At 46.4% G+C, this 25,748-nt stretch carries 24 protein-coding genes; 5 read left to right on the top strand and 19 right to left on the bottom strand.

Annotation, left to right across the window (positions count from 1 at the left end):
• Positions 1-68: 68 nt before the first annotated feature.
• Together BK126_RS15760 and cymR are read right to left on the bottom strand one after the other, a co-directional pair.
• The gene (locus BK126_RS15760; protein WP_076313468.1) at positions 69-1,217 is read right to left on the bottom strand and encodes a cysteine desulfurase family protein; all 1,149 of its coding nucleotides are present in this window, start codon (positions 1,215-1,217) and stop codon (positions 69-71) included.
• A gap of 17 nt (positions 1,218-1,234) precedes the next feature.
• Positions 1,235-1,654, bottom strand: a complete 420-nt coding sequence (gene cymR / locus BK126_RS15765; RefSeq protein ID WP_047913302.1) for a cysteine metabolism transcriptional regulator CymR — start codon at positions 1,652-1,654, stop codon at positions 1,235-1,237.
• Between the two features lie 320 nt (positions 1,655-1,974).
• On the opposite strand from cymR, the gene mnmA reads away from it, so the two are divergent.
• Complete coding sequence (gene mnmA / locus BK126_RS15770) at positions 1,975-3,105, top strand: tRNA 2-thiouridine(34) synthase MnmA (RefSeq protein ID WP_076313469.1); 1,131 nt, start codon at positions 1,975-1,977, stop codon at positions 3,103-3,105.
• Between the two features lie 101 nt (positions 3,106-3,206).
• On the opposite strand, the gene crcB (BK126_RS15775) is transcribed toward mnmA, so the two are convergent.
• From crcB (BK126_RS15775) to BK126_RS15790, 4 genes are read right to left on the bottom strand one after another with little or no spacing between them, the layout of a single operon-like run.
• Positions 3,207-3,587 (bottom strand): fluoride efflux transporter CrcB, encoded by a 381-nt coding sequence (gene crcB, locus BK126_RS15775; protein WP_076313470.1) that lies wholly within the window; start codon positions 3,585-3,587, stop codon positions 3,207-3,209.
• Positions 3,584-3,988: a fluoride efflux transporter CrcB gene (gene crcB / locus BK126_RS15780; RefSeq protein ID WP_076313471.1), complete on the bottom strand. Its 405-nt coding sequence runs from the start codon at positions 3,986-3,988 to the stop codon at positions 3,584-3,586. The genes crcB (BK126_RS15775) and crcB (BK126_RS15780) overlap by 4 nt, the downstream gene beginning before the upstream one ends.
• Entirely contained in the window at positions 3,985-5,304 is a 1,320-nt protein-coding gene (locus BK126_RS15785) for a replication-associated recombination protein A (protein ID WP_076313472.1), read from the bottom strand. Before BK126_RS15785 ends, crcB (BK126_RS15780) begins: the two co-directional genes overlap by 4 nt.
• Before the next feature lie 32 nt (positions 5,305-5,336).
• Positions 5,337-5,522, bottom strand: a complete 186-nt coding sequence (locus tag BK126_RS15790) for a hypothetical protein (RefSeq protein WP_076313473.1) — start codon at positions 5,520-5,522, stop codon at positions 5,337-5,339.
• A gap of 142 nt (positions 5,523-5,664) precedes the next feature.
• Between BK126_RS15790 and BK126_RS15795 the strand changes: the two genes are divergently transcribed.
• The 3 genes from BK126_RS15795 to BK126_RS15805 are packed head-to-tail and all read left to right on the top strand — an operon-like array spanning position 5,665 to position 7,044.
• Positions 5,665-6,153 carry a hypothetical protein gene (locus BK126_RS15795; RefSeq protein ID WP_076313474.1) on the top strand — a complete coding sequence of 163 codons (489 nt, stop codon included), beginning with the start codon at positions 5,665-5,667 and terminating at the stop codon, positions 6,151-6,153.
• The gene (locus tag BK126_RS15800; protein WP_076313475.1) at positions 6,146-6,571 is read left to right on the top strand and encodes a hypothetical protein; all 426 of its coding nucleotides are present in this window, start codon (positions 6,146-6,148) and stop codon (positions 6,569-6,571) included. Before BK126_RS15795 ends, BK126_RS15800 begins: the two co-directional genes overlap by 8 nt.
• A gap of 32 nt (positions 6,572-6,603) precedes the next feature.
• Positions 6,604-7,044: a hypothetical protein gene (locus BK126_RS15805; protein WP_076313476.1), complete on the top strand. Its 441-nt coding sequence runs from the start codon at positions 6,604-6,606 to the stop codon at positions 7,042-7,044.
• A 56-nt stretch (positions 7,045-7,100) separates the two neighbouring features.
• Here the strand turns inward: BK126_RS15805 and BK126_RS15810 are convergent, their stop codons facing one another.
• The 10 genes from BK126_RS15810 to BK126_RS15850 form a co-directional block, all read right to left on the bottom strand.
• Positions 7,101-9,266, bottom strand: coding sequence for a HelD family protein (locus BK126_RS15810; protein WP_076313477.1), 2,166 nt, complete (start codon positions 9,264-9,266; stop codon positions 7,101-7,103).
• A gap of 132 nt (positions 9,267-9,398) precedes the next feature.
• On the bottom strand, positions 9,399-10,700 hold the full coding sequence (locus tag BK126_RS15815; protein WP_076313478.1) for an NCS2 family permease: 1,302 nt from the start codon (positions 10,698-10,700) through the stop codon (positions 9,399-9,401).
• 176 nt (positions 10,701-10,876) lie between these two features.
• On the bottom strand, positions 10,877-11,635 hold the full coding sequence (locus BK126_RS15820; protein WP_076313479.1) for a tRNA threonylcarbamoyladenosine dehydratase: 759 nt from the start codon (positions 11,633-11,635) through the stop codon (positions 10,877-10,879).
• 22 nt (positions 11,636-11,657) lie between these two features.
• Entirely contained in the window at positions 11,658-13,436 is a 1,779-nt protein-coding gene (aspS, locus tag BK126_RS15825; RefSeq protein WP_076313480.1) for an aspartate--tRNA ligase, read from the bottom strand.
• Between the two features lie 501 nt (positions 13,437-13,937).
• Positions 13,938-15,182, bottom strand: a complete 1,245-nt coding sequence (gene hisS, locus BK126_RS15830; RefSeq protein ID WP_076313481.1) for a histidine--tRNA ligase — start codon at positions 15,180-15,182, stop codon at positions 13,938-13,940.
• Between the two features lie 683 nt (positions 15,183-15,865).
• The gene (locus BK126_RS15835; RefSeq protein WP_076313482.1) at positions 15,866-16,303 is read right to left on the bottom strand and encodes a hypothetical protein; all 438 of its coding nucleotides are present in this window, start codon (positions 16,301-16,303) and stop codon (positions 15,866-15,868) included.
• 70 nt (positions 16,304-16,373) lie between these two features.
• Entirely contained in the window at positions 16,374-16,880 is a 507-nt protein-coding gene (locus BK126_RS15840) for a type 1 glutamine amidotransferase domain-containing protein (protein ID WP_047913318.1), read from the bottom strand.
• Between the two features lie 167 nt (positions 16,881-17,047).
• Complete coding sequence (locus tag BK126_RS29450) at positions 17,048-17,215, bottom strand: hypothetical protein (RefSeq protein WP_179085549.1); 168 nt, start codon at positions 17,213-17,215, stop codon at positions 17,048-17,050.
• 92 nt (positions 17,216-17,307) lie between these two features.
• On the bottom strand, positions 17,308-17,751 hold the full coding sequence (gene dtd, locus BK126_RS15845) for a D-aminoacyl-tRNA deacylase (RefSeq protein ID WP_076313483.1): 444 nt from the start codon (positions 17,749-17,751) through the stop codon (positions 17,308-17,310).
• 15 nt (positions 17,752-17,766) lie between these two features.
• Positions 17,767-19,944: a RelA/SpoT family protein gene (locus tag BK126_RS15850; RefSeq protein WP_076313484.1), complete on the bottom strand. Its 2,178-nt coding sequence runs from the start codon at positions 19,942-19,944 to the stop codon at positions 17,767-17,769.
• A gap of 319 nt (positions 19,945-20,263) precedes the next feature.
• Between BK126_RS15850 and uraA the strand changes: the two genes are divergently transcribed.
• Complete coding sequence (gene uraA / locus BK126_RS15855) at positions 20,264-21,550, top strand: uracil permease (protein WP_076313485.1); 1,287 nt, start codon at positions 20,264-20,266, stop codon at positions 21,548-21,550.
• 111 nt (positions 21,551-21,661) lie between these two features.
• On the opposite strand, the gene BK126_RS15860 is transcribed toward uraA, so the two are convergent.
• From BK126_RS15860 to BK126_RS15870, 3 genes are all read right to left on the bottom strand, one after another.
• The gene (locus tag BK126_RS15860; protein ID WP_047913322.1) at positions 21,662-22,174 is read right to left on the bottom strand and encodes an adenine phosphoribosyltransferase; all 513 of its coding nucleotides are present in this window, start codon (positions 22,172-22,174) and stop codon (positions 21,662-21,664) included.
• Between the two features lie 29 nt (positions 22,175-22,203).
• Entirely contained in the window at positions 22,204-24,609 is a 2,406-nt protein-coding gene (gene recJ / locus BK126_RS15865) for a single-stranded-DNA-specific exonuclease RecJ (protein WP_076313486.1), read from the bottom strand.
• 125 nt (positions 24,610-24,734) lie between these two features.
• Entirely contained in the window at positions 24,735-25,682 is a 948-nt protein-coding gene (locus BK126_RS15870; RefSeq protein ID WP_076313487.1) for a cation diffusion facilitator family transporter, read from the bottom strand.
• Positions 25,683-25,748 lie beyond the last annotated feature (66 nt).

Below are 25,748 nucleotides of genomic sequence, written 5' to 3' on the forward strand. Positions count from 1 at the left end.
GTGCTGCTATATTCGGCCGATGACAACAGGACGCAAATTCCCTCCTCTGTCCGTATATATAGAAACCCTTAAGCTCTACTACGCAGCCGCTTAATAATGGTTCCAACTTTTTGAGCGGTATATACCAAATCTTTTTTAGTATTACCCAGCCCAAAACTAAATCGAATCGCAGAATCCATAATTTCTTCAGGTAATTGCATCGCTTCAAGCACATGGGAACGCGTGAGTGAGCCTGAGGTGCATGCTGAGCCGCTTGCGCAGGCTACACCTTCTACATCAAGATTCATGAGCATCGTCTCCGTTTTGACAGAAGGGAAACTGACGTTAACGATATGAGGAAGAACCTGTTCAGGATGGCCATTCAACACAAATTCACCTTCTCCAACTTCCTTGCTGAGCTCTTCAAGAAACACGCTTCGCAGTTCAAGATCGTGTGCTGTTCTCTCCTCCATATGAGAAGCTGCCAGTTCCACCGCTGTTGCAAAACCAACAATCCCCGCCATATTTTCCGTACCCGCACGGCGTTTACGCTCCTGAAGTCCTCCGAACGCGATCGGATTCAGCTTCACCTCACGACGCAGATACAGCGCTCCGACACCTTGAGGTCCGTTAATTTTGTGGGCTGAGAAGCTCATCATATCCACAGGCAATGCATGCAGATTCATAGGAACAGAGCCGAGTGCCTGTACTGCATCGACATGAAATAAAACACCGTGCTCCCGTGCAATGCTTCCAATCTCTTCGATGGGCTGAATGGTTCCCACTTCGTTGTTGGCATACATCACGCTAATTAAAATCGTATCTGGTCTTATGGCTGATCTCACATCATCTGTGCTGACAAGTCCATAGGAATCAACCGGAAGATAGGTAACCTCATAGCCCTCTTGTTCCAGCTGTTCAAAAGAATGGAGCACTGCGTGATGCTCAATGGAAGTGGTAATGATATGCTTTCCATTATTTTCATGGGCAGATAAGGCACCAAAAATAGCCAGGTTGTCACTCTCTGTCCCCCCTGACGTAAATATAAGCTCATCCGGAAAAGAGCCCAAAAAAGCCGCGATCTTATCCCGGGCACTGCTTACGGTACGCTTCGCAGCACGCCCGAAGGCGTGCACGCTCGATGCGTTACCGAATTGACCAGTCATTACCTTAAGCATTGCTTCTGCAACTTCAGGATGTACAGGAGTGGATGCGGCATGATCCAAGTAGATATTCATTTTGACTTTCACCCCGCTTAAATATAGAACATGTAGCTGTCTGATTCAGTATCCTCTTTATAGGAGATCAGATCTTGAAGTGTTGTAGAATCCAGTACCTCTGCAATGCTGTTGCGGATACGCATCCACAAGTCACGTTTGGCCGGATCATCTTCCTCTGTAAAATCAACCGGAGAAATCGGTCCTTCCAGCACCCGAATAACATCTCCTGCTGTAATCGTAATGGGCTCGCGTGCCAAAATATATCCACCATATGCTCCCCGGATACTCTTAACAAGACCTGCATTGCGCAGAGGTGCGATGAGCTGCTCCAGATAATGCTCTGACAGCTGATTTTTCTCTGCAATACTCTTAAGTGAAGTCGGGCCCTCGCCAAATCGCCCAGACAGTTCCATCATAATGGTTAATCCGTAACGGCCTTTAGTAGATATCTTCAAGTGTGTACACCTCATTGTTTAGTAATATTCTAAGGAACCAGTCGTAATTTGTAATTATGAGCTCGTTCGCATCATGAGAAGGTTTATGTCGTGATTTAATTCGGTCTTATGATCAGCATTGCCATATTTCACAGTATTCCGATCATAACCATTAAACAATGGTAACATAAACAGGACGTTTATGGGGAAAAAACAGTGACGATAATATTAAGAATTAGATCGATTCAGTGCTCTATATCGTAATTGTTCGATTTACGTCGTAAGTTAGGGTAGAGTGTGTTAAAATAAAACGCGTATTACAATTTTAGATAGAGATGGTGATGACGATGTCTAACGATAATCAAAACACCCGCGTCATCGTCGGCATGTCGGGAGGCGTGGATTCCTCCGTCACAGCACTGCTGCTCAAACAGCAGGGTTACGACGTCATCGGTATTTTTATGAAAAACTGGGACGACACCGATGAATTCGGTCATTGTACGGCAGAAGATGATGCGGAAGATGTCCGCCGCGTCTGTGAACAGCTGGACATTCCTTACTATACAGTCAACTTCGAGAAGGAATACTTTGATAAAGTATTTTCCTATTTCTTAGATGAATATAAGTCCGGTCGGACTCCTAATCCGGATGTCATGTGTAACCGTGAGATCAAATTCGGCGAATTCCTTAACAAAGCGCTTGACCTTGGGGCCGACTATGTTGCTACAGGACATTATGCACGTCTGATTCAAGAGGACGGAACATACAAGCTGCTTCGTGGTGTTGATAATAACAAGGATCAAACTTATTTCCTTAATGCACTGAATCAGGAGCAGCTGTCTAGAGCCATGTTCCCGATCGGTCATTTGCCGAAGCCGGAGGTACGCCGCATTGCGGAAGAAGCCGGTCTCTACACGGCCAAGAAGAAAGACAGCACAGGTGTATGCTTCATCGGTGAACGCAATTTTAAAGAATTCCTCTCTGGCTATCTGCCTGCCAAATCCGGCGATATGGTCGATATCGAGAGCGGAGAAATAAAGGGCCGTCACGACGGGCTCATGTATTATACGCTCGGCCAGCGTCAAGGTCTTGGCATCGGCGGCTCCGGCAATGGTCAGCCTTGGTTTGTAGCAGATAAGGATTTAGAGAAGAATATTCTCTATGTTGTCCAAGGTGACAAGCATCCGAGCATGTACTCTACCGGACTTATTGCTACAGGAGTAAACTGGATTGCGGGTAATGATCACGTGCCAAATGCTCCTTATCACTGTACTGCCAAGTTTAGATATCGCCAGCCTGATCAAGGCGTGACTCTAACCTGGCGTGAAGACGGCACGGTACACGTCCAGTTTGATCAAGAGCAAAAAGCAATTACGCCAGGACAAGCTGTCGTATTTTATGACGGTGATGTGTGTCTCGGCGGCGGTACAATAGATATCGTTGAAAAGGTTACTGCAGGTTCACCTGCTTAAGCGTGATTCAGACACATAAGCAGACGAGTAAAGCCATTCCTCATGTATTACCATGAAGAATGGCTTTTTTCCTGCTTTTTTTATAGGAATTATTTAAATTTTTAATGAACGATGTATGAGGTTAACCACATACCTGCAAATGCAGCAGCTATTCCCACGGTTACAGAACTCATGACGTACAATACTGCCTGCATTCTTTTATGCGCTCTTATAAGCTGCATTGTTTCATATCCAAAGGTAGAAAATGTCGTATACGCTCCGCAAAATCCAATGCCGAGCACTGCCCACCATAACGGCGGCAACAGGCCCTCCACGGTAAGAACATACAGGATTCCAAGCAGCAAGGATCCGCTGATATTAATCACCCAGGTACCCCAAGGAAACGATGATCCTGCAGCGGCTGCCTTACGAGTGATGATTTTTCCAAGCGCATACCTGAGCATCGCGCCTGCCATGCCCCCTACTCCAGCAGCCCAGATCATATTGTGTTCTCCTTCCGTGGTGCCTTGCCTAACATCCATTTGCCCCATCGAATTCCTATCTCACTCATGGATATTCCGATCGCTACACTCAGAACCACATACAATAATCCAAGGAACAGCTCACTCATGCCAGCTAATCGGACAACATCCACCGTGAAGGTAGAGAACGTAGTAAAAGCACCGGTAAATCCGGTGCCAATACATAACCTCAGTTCGGGCCCGATGCTCCATTTACCTGGAGTAACTGTGAAAAACCACCCCAGAAAGAAGCAGCCTGCCATGTTAATCAGCCATATAGCCAGAGGAAATAAACCTTCTTCCGGTTGAATCAAATCCTGTACCCCATACCGAGCTGCCGTTCCCACAAATCCGCCGATACCAATGTAAATAAGCTCCCTCATCCTCTTTGATTCCGGATTCTTCTCCGCTCCTGATTCAGCTTGATTTTGGACTCATTGCCTTGCTCCGTTGCCTCGTAGAAGACCTCATCCTGAATCTCCATCGGCAAGTATTGCTGCTCAACATAATGCCCCGGATAATTGTGCGGATATTTGTAACCCACATGTCCAAGCTGAACAGAGCCTTTGTAGTGTCCGTCTCTTAGATGGAGCGGCACTTCCGCCGATTTTAATTCATCCATCGTAGCCATTGCTTTGGCTATTGCGGTGTACACTCGGTTGGATTTTGGACTCTCAACCGCAAACAGGATGGCCTGCGCAATGTTCAGCTTGGCCTCCGGCCAGCCATTGTTGCGGTAAGCCTCAAGGGCAGATACAGCCTGTACCATCGCCTGAGGATTAGCAAGACCAATATCCTCGCTTGCCGCGGCGATAAGCCTGCGTATGAACGTCATCGGGTCCATCCCCAGCTTCTCTACCGCATACAAGAACCAGAAGAGAGCCGCGTCACTGGAGCCCCGAATGCTTTTGTGAAAGGCAGACAGTACATCGTACTGTGTTGACTCATCCGCTTTGACAATGGGACGGCGAATCGATTCCTCGGCTACCGCAAGGGTAATATGAATCGTACCGTCTGGCTCAGGCGGCGTCGTCAGCGCGGCAAGCTCCAGAGCATTCAGCGCCCTTCTAATATCTCCGTTTGCCATGGAAGCGATATGAAGAAGAGCATCCTCATCCGCTTCCAGCTTCATATACCCGAGTCCTTTCTCCGAATCATGTAGAGCACGCCGCATGGCGAGGAGTGAATGCTCCTTGGTCAGTGATTCCAACTGAAACAAGGTTGAACGGCTGAGCAAGGCTCCATTCACATAATGAAAGGGATTCTCTGTCGTTGCACCGATGAAGATAATGGTGCCCTTCTCCACCGCGGGCAGCAGCGCATCCTGTCTAGAGCTGTTGAAACGGTGTACCTCATCCAGGAAGAGGATCGTCTTCGTGCCGTACATGGACTTATTATTTTGGGCCTGTTCAATGACCTCTCTGACATCTTTTACTGAGGCATCGACTGCATTCAGCCGGACAAATTCTCCTTGGGTATGGTGAGAAATAATATGTGCGAGTGTCGTTTTGCCGCAGCCCGGAGGTCCGTATAGCAGGATGGATGAGACCTGATCTGCCTCAATCGCCCGTCTGAGCAGCTTCCCGGGTCCGACAATATGCTCCTGACCTATATATTCATCCAGGCTCTGCGGACGCATGCGATCAGCAAGCAATCGTGCCTTCGGCTCCGCATCCTGGCTGTATGAGAATAAATCCATCATTTCACTTCCCTTAAATTGTGCTTACCTAATCATAACACATGTCCTTCCTGTTCCTGATTTAGGAGTGACACACTTGTAATTTTAATCTTAGGTCCGTACTGCTTGCGGATGACTTTTCTCGCTTCGATGGCGGTTCTGGCTTTGACGATGATTTCCTTGAATTGATTTTCTTCCGTATCAACGACAACCACGTACCTTCTCGCACCGCATTTCATAAATACCACCTCCATGAAGCTTTAAACTTGTCATTTTCAAAAATTCGATTTTTCAGTCCTAAATCCTTTATCGGAATTAATTATGGTAAAATCTAACTATCCCGTTGTTACTCACGTTTCTCTATATAGGGAGGTATGCACATTGGTTAAACGAACGGCCGCAGCCAGCCTGATCATCCTCATCTTGGTTATTTTCGGCGGAAGATTCTATTTCACCTATAAACTGGACGGTCATATTTTGTATGCAGAGTATGCAGTATGTCTGCTCGTCACCATCGGTGTGCTTCTGTATGGTCTTATTACGGAGAAGCGCAATTTGAAGAACAAAACTTATTCGAAGATGGAAATGATGAAATGGTCTCGTGGTCATAGGGTCATCATTCTATGTTCAATCGTCATAATATTGCTGGGCAGCCATTTAATTTATTTGCAATTTCATCCTCCTGTGCCGACGACTGGACCTGTTGGAGATCTGCTGAATTCAAAACCAGATTGGTTTGATATAATGGTTCGTTTCTATATCATTATGACTGCCGTCTTTACTGCTCTTCGTTCTTATCTTGTTATTCGTGCCTTATCTCATTCATTGAAACAAAAAGAAACCACCAAGGAGGATACAGATCATGTCTAGGAAAAATATCGCTCTCACAATATATATCCTTACTATTGTATACAGTTTGTTCCGATTCATTTTTTCAAAAGGACCGCTCTCTAACATAGAATTTATCTTGGTCGTATTGATTACCTGTAGCTCAGTTCTATATTATTTCATTTTGGAGTTTCATGAACATCGGAATGAAGAGAAGATATCTAAGTTCGAGATGGGAATTTTCCTCTTCATGTTCTCTATCTTGCTTTCTTTTAAAGTACGAGACCTTCTAGATGAGCTTAATCCAGCAAGATTTGACGGTAGCGTTCTTCCGATTGACCGGGCAGCAGTACAACTGAATGTTTATTTTATTCTATTGTTTTTAATGATACTGCTGCGCTCTATCGTTGGCATTTGGTTCATTAATAAACTCAAGAAGAGCAAAATTCTTGATCAATAGTGATAGAGAAACAACTATGGAAGGAGATTCCCATGTCTAAGAAAACCGTAAGCATGATCTTATTCATTGTAGGCGTAGTTACCTTTATCATCTTTGGACTGGTTAGAGAACCGGATAAACCTTTCCTCAGTCTTGAGTTTGTCCTCATCACCTTGTTTACAGCAGGTGCGGCTATTTATATGATATTTCAAGAAAAGCATGAGCTGCATCGCAGCATGACGGAAGAACAGCTATTGAAAATGCGTAAGGATTACCTCCTCGGAATGTACGGTATCGGTTTTGTTATGCTTCTGCAGGTCATTATATTATTCCGTGAGCTATTTCCCAGCCCTTACGTAAACGGCATGCCTAGATCGGTGGATTGGTCCTCCGTTCAGTCAAAGGTTTTTGTATGCATCATGTTTATAATGATATGGGGTCGTAATGTAGTCGGGTATTTCATCATTCGAAACAAAAAAGCCGAGAACACATAAGCCGCAACCAAATCGTGGGTGTGACTTACGGTCCTCAACTTAATTAACTGCCAGCCCTACTCCGGCCAGCCTTTAACAACTACCTCATCATTATCCTGCTCCACGTAGTGAGGCCGGTCCTCACCATTCATGAGCCACAGCTCATGCAGTGCACGCGTACAGCCGACATATAAGAGCTTGGCATCCCATGCACTGCTGCCATAATGAGCTTGATCCGCGTCGGCAACAATGACGGCATCGAACTCCAGTCCCTTGGACAGATACACCGGAAGCACTGAATAACCGCCCTCATATTGCTTCTTGCCGTCATCGATCAGATTAACCTCCAGCCCTTCTGACCGAAGCCGCTCATGCAAAGCTTTGGCCTCCCGCAGAGTGCGCGTCAGGATGGATACCGTCCGGTAGTCCTTGCCAATGAGCGTCTCCATTGCTTTTTTCAAGGAAGCTTCTCTTCCCTCTTGTCCGTAACCAATGAGCCGAACACCGTCTCCACTCCGGAACACGGGTACAGCGGTGATGCCGCTTTGAACGCCTTTTTCCAGAATCGTATTAGCAAACTCAATGACTTCCATCGTAGATCGATAGCTTCGGGTCAGCGCAAAATAATCATTATACTCCGGTGCAAAAAGTGAGCTCATTTCCTCCCACTGATGCACGCCTCGATAGGCATGAATGCCCTGGGACAAATCGCCGAGGATCGTAAAGGAGTGCCCTTTGACGAACAGATCCAGAAGTGCGATGTGAAATGGAGAGAAATCCTGCGCCTCGTCAATGACCACATGATCAAAGCGCTGATTACCGTCCACCTCATGCACCAGTACATGCAAATAAACGAGGGCCGGAAGGTCCTCTTCGCGAATGACATTGTTCTTCAGATCAAGAGCTGTCGACTTCAACACAGACTTTGGAATCTGGCTAACGACTTCCTCTGGCATGGGGCTTGCACCTTTGGCTGCTTTGAAAATCTGTTTGTAGAGTGTAAGCGGCTCATATTTCGGCCATTTGTTGCCATAAGCCTTCTCGCGTGCCGATGCCTTCTTCTTCCATTCTTTAAGAACGGCGGCCGAAGGCGCCTTTTTGAGCTCCATTTCAACCCAGCGATGCACCCGGGCCATGACTCGTTCTTTGCGCTTCGCGAGAGGGTAAGGCTTATACTCTTCCTCAAACCACTTCACAATCTCTGCCCTCGGAAGCACTGCGCCGTCCCAAGGTGAGAAGTCCATGTCCGGTACTGAGCTGATCTCCATCCTCTTAATGCAGTCACGGAGAATTTCCATAAATGCGATAGATCCCTTAAACCGTCCTGGTACTTCCTCCGTAATCTCCGGTAATTCTCCTTCACCCTCGAACCAATAAGACAGCGTTTCTGCAGGATCGGCCAGCCTCAGCTCCAGGTCCAGCAGATTCATAGCCCAATCCGAGAAGGTGCTCTGCTGAATATCTCCCACACCGAGCTCAGGCAGTACGTTTGAAATGTAATCCAGGAACATGTTATTGGGGGCAAAAATAATCATCTTCTCTGCCGATACCTGCTCCTTGTACTGATACAGCAAAAAAGCAAGACGATGCAGGGCTACGGTTGTCTTACCACTTCCTGCGACCCCCTGAATAATGAGCGCTGTATTCCGGGCGGCCCGGATAATCCGGTCCTGCTCGGCCTGAATTGTAGACACAATGTCTCGCAGCTTGTTGTCCTTATTCTCTCCAAGTCGATAGACGAGGAACTCATCGGATACGGCAGGCTGGTCACTATCCCGATTATAGGTGTCGGCCACACGCTCAAGAATCTGCTGGCGAATCACGATATTCCGCTTCAAATAAACGAGACCTTCAATGATGCCTTCCGGCGATTCATATTCTGCGGGTCCATCCCCACCGGTAAAAGAATAAAAGAGACTCGCCACTGGCGCCCGCCAATCAATGACCAGCGGCTGATCTGTGTATTCTTCACGATCTACGCCGACTTTGCCAATGTATAACGGTTTTGAACTGCCAGTGCCGAGCTCTTCAAAATCAAGACGTCCGAAATAGGGCTCCTTTACGCTCTTGGAAAGTCTTTGTCTGCGTTCCTCTCGTCCCGCCTCCAGTACCTGCTCCGTAAAGTCATGCCCAGTATATACCGGAACCGACTGAAGCCTCGCAAGCTGCTGATCGACTTCCTTCATCGTATCTTTAAGCCTCTGCTCCTCTTCTTGATAGGCACTTTGAATCGTGTCATCCATAGTTCAGTTACCTCCTAAGAATTATTTTGCAGCTCGGACGTATCCGTACAGCAAAAGGAGTACTAATATACCACAAAAAATAAAGAAAAGCCATTCATTTCCGGAGAGGCCGGGTGGAATACACAGTCTGTGTTATAACAGAGCATACACTACAAAATTAAGCAGGAAGAGCACGGCTATGAAATACATAACCTTAGGCACTTCCCTTCCTTGACCGGCCGCCAGCTTAGCAACGGGATATGCAATGAATCCAAATGCCATCCCATCGACTATGCTATACGTGAAGGGAATCATCACCATAATCAGGAATGCAGGAAAGGCTTCGGTATAATCCGAGAATTTGATATCCTTAACGCTTTGCACCATCAGACCTCCGATAATGATCAGAATAGGTGCAATTGCACTGTCCGGTATGAGCGTTAATAATGGGATGAACAAAAATGTAGCTCCAAACAATACCGCTGTCGTGAGCGGCGTAAGCCCGGTTCGTCCCCCCGCAGCGATTCCGGCCGTTGTCTCGGCTGCTGCGACTACAGGACTTGTACCGAATATTCCGGCAAACACATTCGTAATGGAAAGTGCCCGAAGGCTTCCTTTAAATGTTTCCGGACGCTGAGTAATGTTCGTATGAGAGGCAATGAGGCCAATATTTTCAAATACAACAATAAGCAGCAGCAAGAAGACCGCTATCCAGAAGGATAGATTCACCAGCCCTGTAAAAGACAGCTCCCCAAACAATTGTCCATACTCTCGTATGGGTTCCGATGCGGACATCATTTGAGATGGGGCTTCTGCGGCACCAAGTACATAGGCCAATATCGTACCTGCAACCATGCTGATAAGAAGACCGCCCTGCACATTTCTGACGAACAACACAAAAGCTAGCAGCAAGGTAAGACAAGCCGTCAGCACCCCAGGATCATCAAAATGGCCGATCGTTACAAAGGTCGTTTGATGCGCGACAACAATCCCGCTTTTTTGAAGACCGATAAAGGTCAGGAATAATCCGATCCCTACCGTAATGCCATGCTGTAAATTGTGAGGAATTGCTTCACTAATCACTTTATACAGGTTCGTAAAAGCGACAATTGCAAAAAGAATGCCCGTAATCGTGACCACCGCTAATGCTTCCTGCCAAGTTAATTTCATCGAGTGAACCAGTGTATAAGCAAAAAATGCGTTAATTCCCATTCCTGGAACTACGATAATCGGTGATTTGCCGATAAACGCCATAAATAAACAGCCAGCAATTGAGGTTAACAAGGTTCCCACCATCGCTGCCTGCAGCGGCATACCTGCATCCGCCAGAATAGAAGCATTGACCATTACAATATAAACCACAGAGAAGTAGGAGATGATTCCTGCTCCAAATTCTTTCTTGAGCACATCTCCTTGTCTCATTCCAACCCATCGGAACAGACTTTTTTGTTTCATAATACGCTAATCCTCTTTTCCTTCACTTCAGTTACAATTATCAGATATCCATATAAATACTCAAATACTCCATACAAAGAAAAAAAGCGTGAATACCATACGCTGGTATCCACGCGGGAACAAGTTTATCTTGTTCAGTTTGTGCTCATTTTAAACCTAAACCTGAAAGCATCGGCTTAAGCTTGCTTCTTATTCTCGGCTAGCAAATCCTTGATAGCTTCACTGACCATGATAAGTCCTGCGACAGGAGGCACAAAAGCATTACTTGCAGGCGGCTGTTTTGCTTTACGGATCTCAGGTGCATTTTCCGGAACAATCTTATCCGTTACATCCTGACGCGGCTTCATTGGCTGCTCTGTTGAGAAGACGACCTTTACGCCTTTCTTAATCCCGTGCTCCTTGCGCAGTTTGTTACGAATGACACGAGCAATCGGATCCATGGAGGTCTTGGAAATGTCGGCGACCTGGAACTTGGAAGGATCCATTTTGTTAGCAGCTCCCATGCTGGAGATCATCGGAATTCCTCTCTCCATACACTCCTTGATTAAATGAATCTTGTAAATAATGGTATCAGAGGCATCCAGTACATAATCCAGCTCGTATTTAAACAATTCCTCGTAAGTCTCTTCTGTATAGAACATATTAAGGGCAATGGCATCGATGTCCGGATTAATCAGCTTTACCCGATCTACCATCAGATCTGCTTTCTTCTGACCAATCGTGGTCGTTAAGGCATGGATCTGACGATTGATATTCGTAATGTCGACGACATCCTTATCAATCATAATAATCCGTCCCACACCGGTACGAGCCAGAGCTTCCACGGCCATTGAGCCGACGCCCCCGATGCCGAGAACAGCAACGGTGCTGTTCTTCAGCTTCTCCAGGCCTTCCGGTCCGATCGCAAGTTCCGTTCTTGAAAATTGATGTAGCATGGTGACAATTCGTCCCCCTTACTTAGTTCTTTTCCGCTTTGGGCTTGCGAGAAACGCGGATATGAAGCTGTTCCAGCTGCTTCGTATCTACTTCCGACGGCGCATTCATGAGCAGGTCTGTAGAGCTTGCCGTTTTCGGGAATGCAATCGTCTCACGCAGGTTGTTACGTCCTGCAAGCAGCATAACCAAACGGTCGAAACCGAAGGCGATACCGCCATGTGGAGGCGTGCCGTATTCAAATGCGTCCAGCAAGAAACCAAATTTATCGTAAGCTTCTTCCGTGGACAGACCCAGCGCACCGAACATTTTCTCCTGTACATCCCGCTTAAAGATACGCATGGAGCCGCCGCCTACTTCATAACCGTTCAGTACCAAGTCATACGCCTGAGCACGAATCTGACCCGGATCGGTTTCGAACAGGTGCAGATCCTCTTCCTTCGGACGCGTGAATGGATGATGCTCTGCCACATAACGTTTCTCGTCTTCATCGTATCCAAGGAGTGGGAAATCCACCACCCAAGCAAATTTAAACTTATTATCGTCAATCAAACCAAGCTGACGGCCGATTTTCAAACGCAGTGCGCCCAACACATCTGCTACTACTTTTTTATTGTCAGCTGAGAACAGAAGCAAGTCTCCGTCCTCTGCACCTGTACGTTCCTTGATTGCTTCGATTTCTTCAGGTGACATGAATTTCACGATAGGCCCTTTGAATTCGCCTTCTTTCACTTGAATCCAAGCCAGACCCTTCGCCCCGTAACGTGCTGCATAAGGTCCCAGATCATCGATTTCTTTACGAGTCCATGTTCCGCAGCCTTTGGCGTTCAAGCATTTAACCTCTCCGCCTTTTTCGATAACCGAAGCAAACACTTTTACTCCGCTCGTGCCAACAATATCGTTCAGCTCGACAAGCTCCATGCCGAAGCGCAGATCCGGTTTATCTGAACCATATTTACCCATGGCATCCGCATAAGTAATACGCTGGAACGGAGTTTCGATCTCGACTCCTTTGGTTTCGCGGAACAATTTAACCATAAGCTCTTCCATCATTGGCAGCAGTTCATCCTGCTGAAGGAAGGAAGTTTCAATGTCGACCTGCGTAAATTCTGGCTGACGGTCTGCACGAAGATCCTCATCACGGAAGCAGCGGGCAATTTGATAGTAACGCTCTAGACCGCCTACCATAAGAAGCTGCTTGTATACTTGTGGTGATTGCGGCAAAGCGAAAAATTCGCCTTCATGCACACGGCTTGGCACCAGGTAATCCCGTGCACCTTCCGGTGTGCTCTTTGTCAGAATTGGTGTTTCTACTTCAATAAACTCTTTCTCATCCAAGAAGTCGCGGAATACCTTGGCTGCTTTGGAACGCAGACGAAGCGTTTCCTGCATTTCCGGACGACGCAGGTCCATATAGCGATATTTCAAACGAAGGGATTCATCCACTTCAATTCCGTCTTCAATAAAGAACGGTGGTGTTTTGGATGCATTCAGCACTTCAATCTCTGTAATTTGTACTTCAATCAAGCCTGTTGGCAGGTTCGGGTTAACCGTCTCTTCCTCACGCTTGACTACCGTTCCTTTCACTGCCAGAACGTATTCACTGCGGACACGGTCAGCAATCTTAAGCGCTTCGCCGGAGTAATCCGGGTTAAATACGATCTGCACGATGCCGCTGCGGTCACGCAGATCAATAAAGAGCACGCCCCCAAGGTCACGGCGAGTCTGTAGCCAACCGTTTAGTGTAACTGTTTGACCGATGTGCTCGGTCGTGAGTGTTCCGCATTGATGACTTCTTTGCATCTTCATTCTCCTTTGTAATCAAAAATTTATATAAAATGTTTAGGAAACTTTTTAAAATCACCCTCCTAAATCCTCCCTGACAGGGAGGACCCCAGATGGCGCCTGCCCTCTGGACACCCGGAAGCTGCAGCAGATGCAACAGTTGGTGGAAGGTGAAAAAACTTACGTTGGTGGTGGGAGCGCTACTGTCCGTACCTTTTCCGCTTTGCTGCAAAGGTACGGACCACGCTTCACTGCGTCCCAAAAGCGTTTGTAAACCCCTTTAGCCTTCGGCGTGGCTTGCATTACTTCGCTTCATGCAAGGCAAGTGCGCTTAAACCCTGGTAGCCTTCGGCGTGGCTTGCATTGCTTCGCTTCATGCAAGGCAAGGGCGTGAAAACCCTGGTAGCCTTCGGCGTGGTTTGCATCGCTTCGCTTCATGCAAGGAAAGTGCGTGAAAACCCCTTAGCCTTCGGCATGTCTTACACCGCTTCGCTCGGTGCAAGCGGAAGCGCTGCTATTCTATTGCAGCGCGGAGATCAGATCAGCGAGCTTCACAACACGCTGCTCGCCGTCTTGCATTGACTTGAGCGTGATCTCTCCCCGCTCAAGCTCATCCTCGCCAAGAATCGCGGTATACCGCGCTTTCAGGCGATCGGCTGACTTCATTTGGGCCTTCATCTTCCGGCCCAAATAATCGCGCTCTCCGCTGTATCCAGCTTGGCGCAGTTTAAACAGCTGCGCTGTCACCTCGGCCTCAGCAGCTTCGCCCAGGGCAACAAAATAAACATCAAGCGGCTTCACCGCATCAAGCTCCACTCCCTGCTTATCCAGAATCAGCAGGATACGCTCAAGACCGATACCAAAGCCGATACCCGGCTGATCCGGGCCGCCAATACCAGCTACAAGCCCGTTATAACGACCACCGCCGCCAATAGTGTCAATGGCGCCGATTCCTTCTGCTTTCAGCTCGAACGCAGTCATTGTGTAATAATCAAGTCCCCGTACAAGACGATGATTCAGTGTATAGGGAATTTCCATGCTGTCTAAATATGCTTGTACCTTCTTGAAGTGGTTCGTTTCTTCCTCACTCAGGCTGTCCAGAATAGAAGGCGCGTCAGTAAATTTATCCTGATCCACCTTACAGTCCAGCACACGCAGCGGGTTCCGATCCATCCGGGATTGACAATCCTTACACAGCGATTCTCTTATCGGATTAAGGAAGGCAAGCAGGGTCTCGCGATATGCAGCCCGGCTCTCCGCATTACCAACGGAGTTCAGCTCCACGGTAACGCCCTGAAGTCCCAGCTCCCGGCAAAATTGATATCCAAGTGCAATCACCTCTGCGTCAATCGCAGGGTCTACCGCACCGAACGCTTCCACTCCAAACTGGTGAAATTGACGCTGGCGTCCAGCCTGCGGCCGTTCATATCTGAACATCGGGCCTGTGTAATATAGCTTCGTTACATCCGGCTCTCCGTACAGCTTGTTCTCCACGTAGGAACGGACAACTCCTGCTGTTCCTTCCGGTCGAAGCGTCATGCTCCGATCGCCCTTATCTTTGAACGTGTACATTTCTTTCTCTACAATATCGGTGGTTTCTCCTACACCCCGTTCAAACAGGTTCGTCTGCTCGAATATCGGTGTGCGAATCTCCCGGTAGTTAAACCGTCCGCACAGCTCTCTTGCCTTACTCTCAACATATTGCCACTTTTCTACCACACCTGGCAGCAAATCCTGTGTCCCTGTCGGTTTTTGAAAAGCCATTCTTCATCCCTCCATCACTTTCCAATTCTTCATGAAATGGAATCAAAACAAAAAATCTCCCGCCCTGTCTCATACATGAAACAGGGACGAGAGATTGCTAGAAGCATATCTACCGTGGTACCACCCACATTCCGAACAAAGATTACTGCTAATCCTTCGTTCGCTTAAGGCGTGTAACGCTCGCCAGCGCGGTACGGCTAATCACCCATTGCTTTCGCCGCCCGTTCTCGAGGAAGTCATTCGTCCGGTCATCATGAGAATCCTTCCAGCCTAAGGGATTCATCTCTAAGCATGTGGGGCACGGAGTACTTGGTCCTGTCATCAAATCACATTATATATCCTTATATTATTGTTCGATTGTAATGAACCCATACATTAAAGTCAAGCATTTTACAAAAGAAAATAACATGCGAGGTAAACTAATTCCAGAAAAAAGACAGAAAAAAACCTACAAAAACGGTTTGTAGGTTCAAAGTATATATTAAAAAAGGGGGTCATGCTGTTATTATAAACAGCATATATTAATAATTGATGTTGTTAATATTACGAGTGTATTACAATTTTGAAAGCGCTTTAACTCGCTTGGTCTAAAATGTCTCATTCCATAAACCGTTACACAACGTTCCTGCGGATTCCGCATCAATCCTTCTGTAAAAGCTTGCTCTTGCATATATCATTAAAGATTACTCATCGATTTCCACATATCCGCCTTTAGAGCGAATTTTGTTTACGACTTCCTCGTATTCTTCATCCTTTACCTTCACAGATAATACATAATGGAGGTTGTCATAGTCGTCAGTAAATACATCCTCCGCATTCAGCAGCCCGCCTTCCCGATTTCCATTGCGATCTGCCGCTGTTGGTTCATCCGGATTACGATCTGACACAACGGGAACTATACCCTCCGTTTGTGTTCCAGCTGCTGTGCCTACAGCACCGGTGGTATTAACCCCCCCTACGTTGTTATAGGGAACAAGAGGAATGAGAATTCGATTTGATCTCCCTATGGAAGAATCCAGTTCACCTACCTCCAATTGCTCTGTAGCAAACGCATGTAGGGAGATTCTGGCACCTTCTGCATCATCCTCGGTTCTGAAATACGCTTGTATTCTCTTCGACATGACAAACCCTCCTTATTAAAATAGTTAGTTCATTGTATTCTGAAGCACGACATTGAAAGTCAGCTCCATTTTATATCGCTTTTAGTATTTCTCGAACAAATGCTGGTTCATCCTCAGGTGTACGGGATGTAATGAAATTACCATCTACAACGGCTTCCTCATCGCGGAATTCAGCACCCGCATTAATCATATCGTCTTTGAGCGGTGGATAAGAAGTAACGGTACGTCCCTTCAACAGATCCGCGCTTGCCAATATTTGCGGGCCATGGCATATCGCTGCGATTGGCTTCTTCGCCTGATTGACCTCGGTAACGAAGGTCAGAATTTGATCATTCAAACGAAGATTTTCTGGTGAAGATCCACCCGGAATGACGACGGCGTCATAATCAGCTGCACTGACCTCCGTAATGGCTTTCTCGATGGTGTACTCTTCTTTTCCTTGTTTCCCTTTCACGGTAGCTCCTGCTTCAAGGCCGATAATCACGGCTTCATGTCCTGCTTTTTTTACCTCATCGTAGGGAACTTTCATTTCCGAGTCTTCGAATTGGTCTGCTAACAAAAATGCTACTTTACTCATTGATTATCGTCTCCTTTCAAGGCAATAGCGCCTCGAGTATTCATTACCCTGAATGACCTGTTTTATAACATCCACCGCAAAAATCTCTATATCCATAAATATTCAATTTATAAGTCATCAAATGAAAAAAACTATCTCCTTGAGAGAAGTTCTCCAAGAAAATAGCTCTAAGATCGCGGCAGCCGGATTCTGACCGGCTTATCTGTTGATGTTGTTTCATACAACGAGATTGTTTTGGTTGCTGCTACATTGGCCAAATGCATGGCTTCGGGTACACTTCCCGGCAGAAGCAGCATAGACACATTCATGTTCATTTGCTTTAGAGATTGTCGCATACCAAAAAGACACCGTCCTCACTAGGCTTATTCATTACCTAGTATGTCCCGGTGTCTATGGAATTAATCTGATGTAAACCTACGAAGTCGAGTTAGACCTTGCTCTCCAAGATCAGCGTCACAGGGCCGTCATTATTCAGCGCAACATCCATCATCGCTCCAAATTTCCCTGTCTCAACGATAAGCCCCTTGCTTCTAAGCTGCTCATTAAAATACGCATACAGCGGCTCTGCCACATCAGGCCTTGCCGCAGCCATGAAGTTCGGTCTTTTTCCTTTACGTGTATCTCCATACAGCGTAAATTGCGACACGGATAGGATGGCACCGCCGACATCCATAATGCTATTGTTCATTTTTCCGGCTTCGTCCTCAAACACACGCAAACCGGCGATCTTTTCGGCCAAATAGTCAGCATCCTTCAGTGTATCCTCATGCGTTATACCAACAAGCAGCATAAATCCTCTATTTATCTGACCGACAATCTCTTGATCTACAGTTACTTTCGCTTTGCTTACGCGCTGCAATACCACTCTCATGTTGATCTGTACTCCTTATTGCATAATCCGATGTACAGAATATACATCTTTAACTCGCTTAATTCGCTCTACAACCGATTGCAGATGATCCGTATTCCGAATCAGAATGGTCATATGAACCTGAGCAAGCTTATTCTTATCTGTGCGCCCCGTAACAGCAGATATATTCGTCTTACTTTCGGACACGGCCTGAAGTACTTCATTAAGCAGCCCATTCCGATCATGTCCAGTAATCTCAATATCGACGCTGTAGCTCGCCGTTTCATTCTCGTTCTCCCACTCTACTTCGATCACACGTGCCGCTTCTTCCCCTTCGAGGTCTAATGACGGAAGATTCGGGCAATCGGTACGATGGACAGAAACCCCGCGCCCGCGCGTAACATACCCTACAATTTCGTCACCTGGCACCGGATTGCAGCAGCGTGCAAATCGCACAAGCAGATTATCAATGCCCTTGACTTTAACACCGTTGGTATGCTGAGCCTTTCGCTCAGGAGCGGCCTTAATTTCCTTGCGTTCTGTCGTAAGCTCAAGCAGGCTTGCTTCCTCCTGCTCTTTCCGGAGCTTCTCTGTCAGACGTGTCACGATTTGGGATGCAGTAATACCGCTGAAGCCAATCGCAGACAGCATATCGTCAATATCGTTAAACGCGAAACGTTTGCAGACCTCCTGCAATTTGTCATCCGTAAGCCATTGAGAAGGCTCGAGGCCAATCCGTTTCAGCTCACGTTCAAGGCTATCTCGACCTTTTTCGACATTTTCTTCACGTTTTTCTTTCTTATACCACTGTTTAATCTTACTGCGTGCATGAGAAGATTGCGCAATCTTCAACCAATCACGGCTAGGACCATACGAATGCTTGGAAGTCAAAATTTCAACTATATCGCCGGTCTTGAGCTGATAGTCCAGTGGTACAATTCGTCCATTAACTTTAGCTCCAATCGTACGGTTACCTACTTCTGTATGAATCCGGTAAGCAAAATCAAGAGGCACTGAGCCTGCAGGAAGCTCAATGACTTCACCTTTTGGAGTAAACACAAATACAAGATCCGAGAAAAAGTCCATCTTCAAGGATTCTACAAACTCTGAAGCATCCTTCGCTTCATTTTGCAGCTCAAGAATCTCTCTGAAGAACGTAATGCTGTCCTCTAAATTATTGCCTCCGCCTTCCTTATACGCCCAGTGGGCAGCAATACCGAACTCTGCTGTGCGGTGCATATCCCAAGTACGAATCTGAACCTCGGTCGGCTCTCCCTTTGGACCTACTACGGTCGTATGCAGAGACTGATACATATTGGCTTTGGGCATCGCAATATAATCTTTGAATCTTCCAGGCATCGGCTTCCATAAGGTATGGATAATTCCGAGGGTAGCATAGCAATCTTTAATATTATCAACAATAATTCGAATAGCGAGCAGATCGTAAATTTCGTTAAACTGCTTATTCTTGCTCGTCATCTTCTTATACACACTGTATATATGTTTAGGGCGTCCGGACAGATCGGCCTGAATTCCCATCTCACCCAGCTTGTCGGATATCCGATCAATGACATTATCAATATATTGCTCGCGTTCTGCACGCTTCTTGTGCATCAGGTTAGCAATACGATAGTACTGCTGCGGGTTCAAATAACGGAGTGCAATATCCTCCATCTCCCACTTAATCGCCGAGATCCCGAGCCGGTTGGCAATCGGACAGAAGATCTCCAAGGTTTCATACGAAATACGGCGTTGACTTTCTTCGGACTGAAATTTCAACGTACGCATATTGTGGAGACGGTCCGCCAGTTTAATGACAATGACCCTGATATCCTGAGCCATCGCAATAAACATCTTTCGGTAGTTCTCGTTCTGCTGCTCCTCTTTTGAACGGAATTTAATACGCTCCAGCTTCGTCAAACCATCCACCAGCATGGCGCATGTATCTCCGAACTTCTCTTTGATCTCGTCCAGTGATACCGTAGTGTCTTCAACGACATCATGAAGCAGGGCAGCAATGATTGATATGCTGTCCATCTGCATGTTCACCACGATATCTGCAACAGCCAGCGGGTGCAATATATACGGTTCACCCGATTTTCTCGTCTGTCCGTGATGAGCTTTCTCAGCAAAGTCATAGGCTTCACGGATCCGGGTTAATTCGGGTTCTTTGATATAGGCTCCAGCCTTTTCAAGTAATTGCTCTATGCCCATCTAATCTTGTCCGATTCCTTTCTATAATAAAATGGAACCCGCCGATCTTACATCTACACAGGTTCCCCGAAAAAGTGATTTTATAATATTATGACGCTTACCTGCTTCTACGTCAACCGTCGTCATTAGATGACAAGTTATGCTTTTTCACCAACTATAATATATAGGCATCTAGTTCCCCTATGAAAGCGTGTCAAACCACAGAACTGAAATGAAAAGAAATTCATTGAAAAATGTCGGAAAACTGTATAATCTATTAAGGATTGCAGAGGCTACATCTAACGATCATGCACGATATTATATTGAGGAGTGAACAATTTTGCAGCGTGAAATCGGAGTTAATGAGAAGCTCCCTGTAGGACCAGGTCTATTATTAAGTATCCAGCATTTGTTTGCCATGTTCGGCAGTACTGTACTGGTACCTAACATCTTTGGTGTCGACCCTGGAATGATCCTATTAATGAATGGTTTAGGGACCCTTCTCTACATCTTTATATGTAAAGGAAAAATACCAGCCTACCTCGGCTCCAGTTTTGCTTTTCTTGCACCCGTGGGAGTGGTATTGGAGCAACATGGAGATAATGGATATTCCATGGCCCTCAGCGCATTTATTGTCACGGGTATTATCTTCTGTCTCGTTGCTCTGATCATTAAATATACGGGCACAAAATGGCTGGACGTGCTCTTTCCCCCGGCAGTGATGGGGGCGGTTGTGGCTCTAATCGGACTGGAGCTTGTTCCAGTAGCAGCCGAAATGGCTGGACTTATTGGCGCAGGAGAGAATTGGTCGCCTGATCCAACTACTATCACCTTGTCCATGGTGACTCTTGGTGTAACCGTGCTGGGCTCCATTCTATTTCGTGGATTTGCGAAGATCATTCATATTCTGATCGGTATTGTGGCGGGTTATCTGCTTGCGTTCTTTATGGGAGTAGTCGATACCGCCAGCTTCTCAAATGCAAGCCTGTTTAAAACGCCAGAAATAACGACTCCCACTTGGGATATGGGGGTAATCTTTACGATTGTACCGGTAGCCTTGGTCGTTATCGTTGAGCATATCGGTCACCTGCTCGTTACAGGCAGCATCGTAGGCAAAGACCTGTCCAAAGACCCTGGTCTACATCGTTCCCTGCTGGGTAACGGGATCTCAACAGTCATATCCGGATTCGTTGGATCTACGCCTAATACGACGTATGGCGAAAATATTGGTGTTATGGCCCTAACCCGCGTTTACTCGATATTTGTTATCGGCGGAGCAGCAATTATCGCCATTATACTTTCGTTCTCAGGAACATTTACCGCTGTTGTGGCTAATATTCCTACAGCTGTCATGGGAGGCGTATCTCTCCTCTTGTTTGGGATCATTGCCGCATCCGGCTTCCGAATCTTTGTCGAGCAAAAAGTGAATTTCTCCAAAACCAAAAACATGCTGCTGACTACGCTTGTATTCGTTACAGGGCTGAGCGGTACTACACTTTCGATCTGGAACGTACAACTCAAAGGGATGGCACTTGCCACGATTGTGGGTATGATTGCTGCGCTGCTGTTCTATCTCTTCGAAAAACTGGGCTGGATGAATGAACGTGAGGATGAATCCGCTCACTAAGGTATACACAATACACACATACGAACGAAAAAGGTGATCAGCCATAGCTGATCACCTTTTCTTTAATCATCTGACGCTTATTCGTCAAAATATTTCCCGGGAAACGGGAGATTAGTATTTCATAAGTGAATACACATTCACATCTGTAAGTTTATCTCTACCCTTGAGTTCTTCAAGCTCGATCAGGAATGCAGCGCCAACTACGTTTCCACCCAACTGACGAACTAGATTTACGGAAGTCGCAATGGTACCGCCTGTTGCGAGCAAATCATCAGCAATCAGCACATTTTGACCTTTTTCAATGGCGTCTGTATGCATTGCTAATTGATCCTTACCGTATTCGAGATCATATCCGATTTCAATCGTTTCCCCTGGTAGTTTACCGCTCTTGCGAATAGGTGCAAAACCAACACCCAGCGCATAAGCAAGCGGCGCTCCAACCACAAAGCCGCGTGCTTCAGGGCCCGCAATCACGTCAATTTTCAAATCAGATACAAGCTGCTTGATTTCATCTACCGCTTTGCGGTACACTTCGCCGTCCTTCAGCAGTGTTGTAATGTCCTTGAAGCTGATTCCGGGCTGCGGAAAATCAGGAATAACCCGAATGTAATCTTTAAAATCCAAAATAATCTCCTCCTAAAATAAATAAATGCTTAGGATGCACCTTTCATGTGAGTCATCATCCATTGCATCAGTTGGGGCGCTGCCAAATCGAACATCGCATGTTCCATATCAACGAGCTGTTCAATAGCCTGGTAGTTTCGGGAATCCATCAAATTTTGCTTGGAAGGATTCCTCACGAATGTTATTGTACCAGAATTTCGTTCAATGAATGACAGCTCCTCAAACACATCCATCACTTTGGAGATCATCCTTACAGAATATCCGCACTGACGACTGAGTGCCTCCATCATTCCTTTTTCCGGTACAGCTTCTTGTCCCCATTTGGATATAAGGACATATATACGTTTAAAATCATCACGCGTAAATCGCTGCAATCTCTCGCTTCGATGTACATGGGCGTGAAGAAGAATAACATTACCCGTTCTCTTGATCAAGCTTTGCATCGCTGTTAATTGCTCGGCAGTTTCGGGGGTATCCAGAACAAACAGATTATCCAGCTGCTCTCCCTCAAATTCTAACGCTAAGTCGTTCTTCGGAACGACTCCAACCTTCCTATCATATACCCAAATAGCCTTTTCATTCAATTGGTTTTCTAGACCAAATATATTTTTTTCATGAACAAGCACTCCGCTGATGCTTGACGGTGATTGAGCCCGGCTGCCCAGCTGCTGTATGAATCGCTCGATTTCGCGTCCTGGGTCCCTGCTTCCCCGATAATCAAACACCTGGTGCTCAGGAAATCTGAAATCGTCCAGCATCAGCTGCAGCTTCCTGGAGCCATTCCATTCATTGATTTGCAGCTCGCCCATCACTTCAAGTGCAGAGCCCTCTGGAAGATAGTCTGCATATATGCCGTTCCCAAATGAAACAGCATCAATAAGCTGACCATCTTGTTCTAGCGTAAGCTTTAAATGAGACTGATCTTTCCCCATCTTGCGGATGCCGACCAGATTCACATTTCGAATCACGAATTTAGGCGTAGGATTATCCATGCCAAATGGCTGAAGCAGCTCCAGCTCCTCAATGACAGACAGAGGTACCTCGCCTAGGCTGCACTCTCCATCTGTATCCTTCACCGGGATAAAATGCTCAGGCTGCATCGTTCTCTCTGCGTACTCATTCAGCTGCTCCTCAAAAAGTGTCAGTTGATCACGATGCAGCGTCATACCTGCAGCCGCAGGATGACCTCCATAATGATCCATGACATCCTTGCAAGCAGTTAGTGCCTCATAGATGTCGAGCCCAGGAACCGACCGGGCAGAGCCTTTACATTTGCCGGTCTCTGGATCGATGCCCAGGATTAGTGTGGGACGATAATAACGTTCCAGCACTTTTGAAGCTACAATCCCGACAACACCTGGATTCCAGCCCTCTCCTGCAATGACGATGACATGCGGAAGGTGACCTTTGGAGGCTTTTTTCTGCTCCAGCATCTCGACAGCCTGCTGGGTCATTTGCTGCACCACCTGCTGACGCTCCCGATTCAGCAGATCCAGTTCCTCAGCAAGCCTTACAGCTTCATCCTGATCCTCGGTTGTTAATAGGGCAACAGCCCTGCCTGCATGATCAAGCCTGCCGCTAGCGTTAATGCGGGGACCTACTGAAAAACCGATATGAACAGAATTGACGGTTGCTAGTTCAACTCCGCTGATCTCAAGGAGAGCACGAATCCCAAGATACGCCGAATTTTTCATCGATTCGAGACCTTGTTTTACAATGATTCGATTCTCATCTGTAAGCGGCATTAGATCCGCTATCGTGCCGATGCTTGCAATTTCCATCCATTCTTTCGGTACATCTCCCAGAATCGCTTGGGCAAGCTTAAGAGCAACCCCTACACCAGCTAAGCCTTTGAAAGGATAGGGACAATCTTTTTGCTTGGGGTTAATTAATGTATAGGCTTCCGGTAATACATCAGGAGGCTCGTGATGGTCAGTGACAATGACATCGATACCGAGCTCTTTTGCATAAGCAATTTGTTCTACCGCACTTATCCCTGTATCTACCGTGATGATTAATGTAACTCCCTGTTGATGAGCCCAGTCCAGCGCATGATTATGAAGGCCATAGCCTTCATTAGCACGATGGGGAATATATATATCGTAAGAGGCAGAGAGTCTGCGCATTAAATGAATCATCAGCGAGGTACTAGAGACTCCATCGGCGTCATAGTCGCCATATATTAAAATATGTTCACGCTGATCCAGCGCATCCTTAATGCGAGGTATTGCTTCCTTCATTCCTTTTAACAGATAGGGATCATGCATGGACCCCGCACCAGCATTTAAAAAGTGTGAAGCATCATCTATCTTACCTAAGCCTCGATTAGCAAGCAGTCTAGCCATCAGGGGAGATATGTTTAGATCATCAGCTAATTTCTGTACTTCTTCCTCATCATGCTTCGGCATATTCCATTGATATTTCGAATAAAGCACTGTAAATCACCTTTCTTTCTATACAGAATGAACTTGGCATCATTAATCCATAGTTCAATCTATCCAGCACGCCACAAACCTTTTGTATCCAAAGTAACAGCTGCTTATATACAATGGCCGTTTGTTCACTGAAGCAAAGTAGTAGACTCGCGTTCAGCCAGCTCATAATTACTCTTATATGGATACTCTGATAGATACGGCAGAACTTCTATGCTGACCTCTGTAACCTGTTCAAATCTTCCTGTAAGCAGAACCTTGACACGCTCTGACGTTTCCTGTGCCTCAGCAACGCTCATTCTTGGATTTACGGTCACTCTCACATCTACATAGATACCACTCGTCCGCTCGTAGGCGTTAATCTGTTCAACCGTTACAATACCATGTACACGCTGAACTGTCTCCATGTAATCATAGGTATCTTGTCGAACTTCCTTATCTTTGCGGCCCAAGAAATAGCTTGCGAGCAGCTCATATCCCTTCCAGATTACGATTCCGGATGTGATAAGCGCAGCAACAGGTTCACTGTATAGAAGCAAAGAGTAATCCATTTCTTTACCGATCATAGCAAGCGTGATGCCTGTAAGGACGATTATAGAGCTATATAGAGCTGAACGGTGATGACGGCCCATGATATGTATGGCTCTTTTATCCTTGTAGCTGCGTCTCCATTCATATTGAAACCATATCTCTCTTGCAACAAAAGCAACAAACGCGATGATTAAGACCATCAGCTGCGGCGGTTCAAGATCTCCTGCCACCATAACATAGATCGAAGAGAAAGCAATTTGCATTGCACCTAATATAACGAGCAAAGGAATGATCAGTGCGAGAAATTCTCCGAATCGAACCGTGCGGCTTGTAGAGGATTCTATGATGGGTTCCTTGTCAGCGTTACCGAACCGATGTGTAATAAGTGTAGAAACCTCACCTGCGGAGTATATTGCGTCGCTCAAAAGTGCCTTGTTTCCCGAAATATAACCTACACTGCCTTTTAATATCGTAAGTCCCATATTTCCGAGCATACTAGTCCAGAAACGAGACCTGTTCATTTTTTCCATATAATCAGTGGTCATCCGTGTTCCCCCTCTACACGTTAGACGGTTAGATTCGAAAGCCGCGCCTTACTCAGACGCGGCTTT

The sequence above is a fragment of the Paenibacillus sp. FSL H7-0326 genome, assembly GCF_001955535.1.
Lineage (GTDB): Bacteria > Bacillota > Bacilli > Paenibacillales > Paenibacillaceae > Paenibacillus > Paenibacillus shunpengii.

Bases quoted from the DNA above. Each gene is read 5' to 3' on its own strand.
- BK126_RS15760 (WP_076313468.1), bottom strand. From the start codon at position 1,217: ATGAATATCTACTTGGATCATGCCGCATCCACTCCTGTACATCCTGAA.
- mnmA (WP_076313469.1), top strand. From the start codon at position 1,975: ATGACGATGTCTAACGATAATCAAAACACCCGCGTCATCGTCGGCATG.
- crcB (WP_076313470.1), bottom strand. From the start codon at position 3,587: ATGATCTGGGCTGCTGGAGTAGGGGGCATGGCAGGCGCGATGCTCAGG.
- crcB (WP_076313471.1), bottom strand. From the start codon at position 3,988: ATGAGGGAGCTTATTTACATTGGTATCGGCGGATTTGTGGGAACGGCA.
- BK126_RS15785 (WP_076313472.1), bottom strand. From the start codon at position 5,304: ATGGATTTATTCTCATACAGCCAGGATGCGGAGCCGAAGGCACGATTG.
- BK126_RS15790 (WP_076313473.1), bottom strand. From the start codon at position 5,522: ATGAAATGCGGTGCGAGAAGGTACGTGGTTGTCGTTGATACGGAAGAA.
- BK126_RS15800 (WP_076313475.1), top strand. From the start codon at position 6,146: ATGTCTAGGAAAAATATCGCTCTCACAATATATATCCTTACTATTGTA.
- BK126_RS15805 (WP_076313476.1), top strand. From the start codon at position 6,604: ATGTCTAAGAAAACCGTAAGCATGATCTTATTCATTGTAGGCGTAGTT.
- BK126_RS15810 (WP_076313477.1), bottom strand. From the start codon at position 9,266: ATGGATGACACGATTCAAAGTGCCTATCAAGAAGAGGAGCAGAGGCTT.
- BK126_RS15815 (WP_076313478.1), bottom strand. From the start codon at position 10,700: ATGAAACAAAAAAGTCTGTTCCGATGGGTTGGAATGAGACAAGGAGAT.
- BK126_RS15820 (WP_076313479.1), bottom strand. From the start codon at position 11,635: ATGCTACATCAATTTTCAAGAACGGAACTTGCGATCGGACCGGAAGGC.
- aspS (WP_076313480.1), bottom strand. From the start codon at position 13,436: ATGCAAAGAAGTCATCAATGCGGAACACTCACGACCGAGCACATCGGT.
- hisS (WP_076313481.1), bottom strand. From the start codon at position 15,182: ATGGCTTTTCAAAAACCGACAGGGACACAGGATTTGCTGCCAGGTGTG.
- BK126_RS15835 (WP_076313482.1), bottom strand. From the start codon at position 16,303: ATGTCGAAGAGAATACAAGCGTATTTCAGAACCGAGGATGATGCAGAA.
- BK126_RS15840 (WP_047913318.1), bottom strand. From the start codon at position 16,880: ATGAGTAAAGTAGCATTTTTGTTAGCAGACCAATTCGAAGACTCGGAA.
- BK126_RS29450 (WP_179085549.1), bottom strand. From the start codon at position 17,215: ATGCGACAATCTCTAAAGCAAATGAACATGAATGTGTCTATGCTGCTT.
- dtd (WP_076313483.1), bottom strand. From the start codon at position 17,751: ATGAGAGTGGTATTGCAGCGCGTAAGCAAAGCGAAAGTAACTGTAGAT.
- BK126_RS15850 (WP_076313484.1), bottom strand. From the start codon at position 19,944: ATGGGCATAGAGCAATTACTTGAAAAGGCTGGAGCCTATATCAAAGAA.
- BK126_RS15870 (WP_076313487.1), bottom strand. From the start codon at position 25,682: ATGACCACTGATTATATGGAAAAAATGAACAGGTCTCGTTTCTGGACT.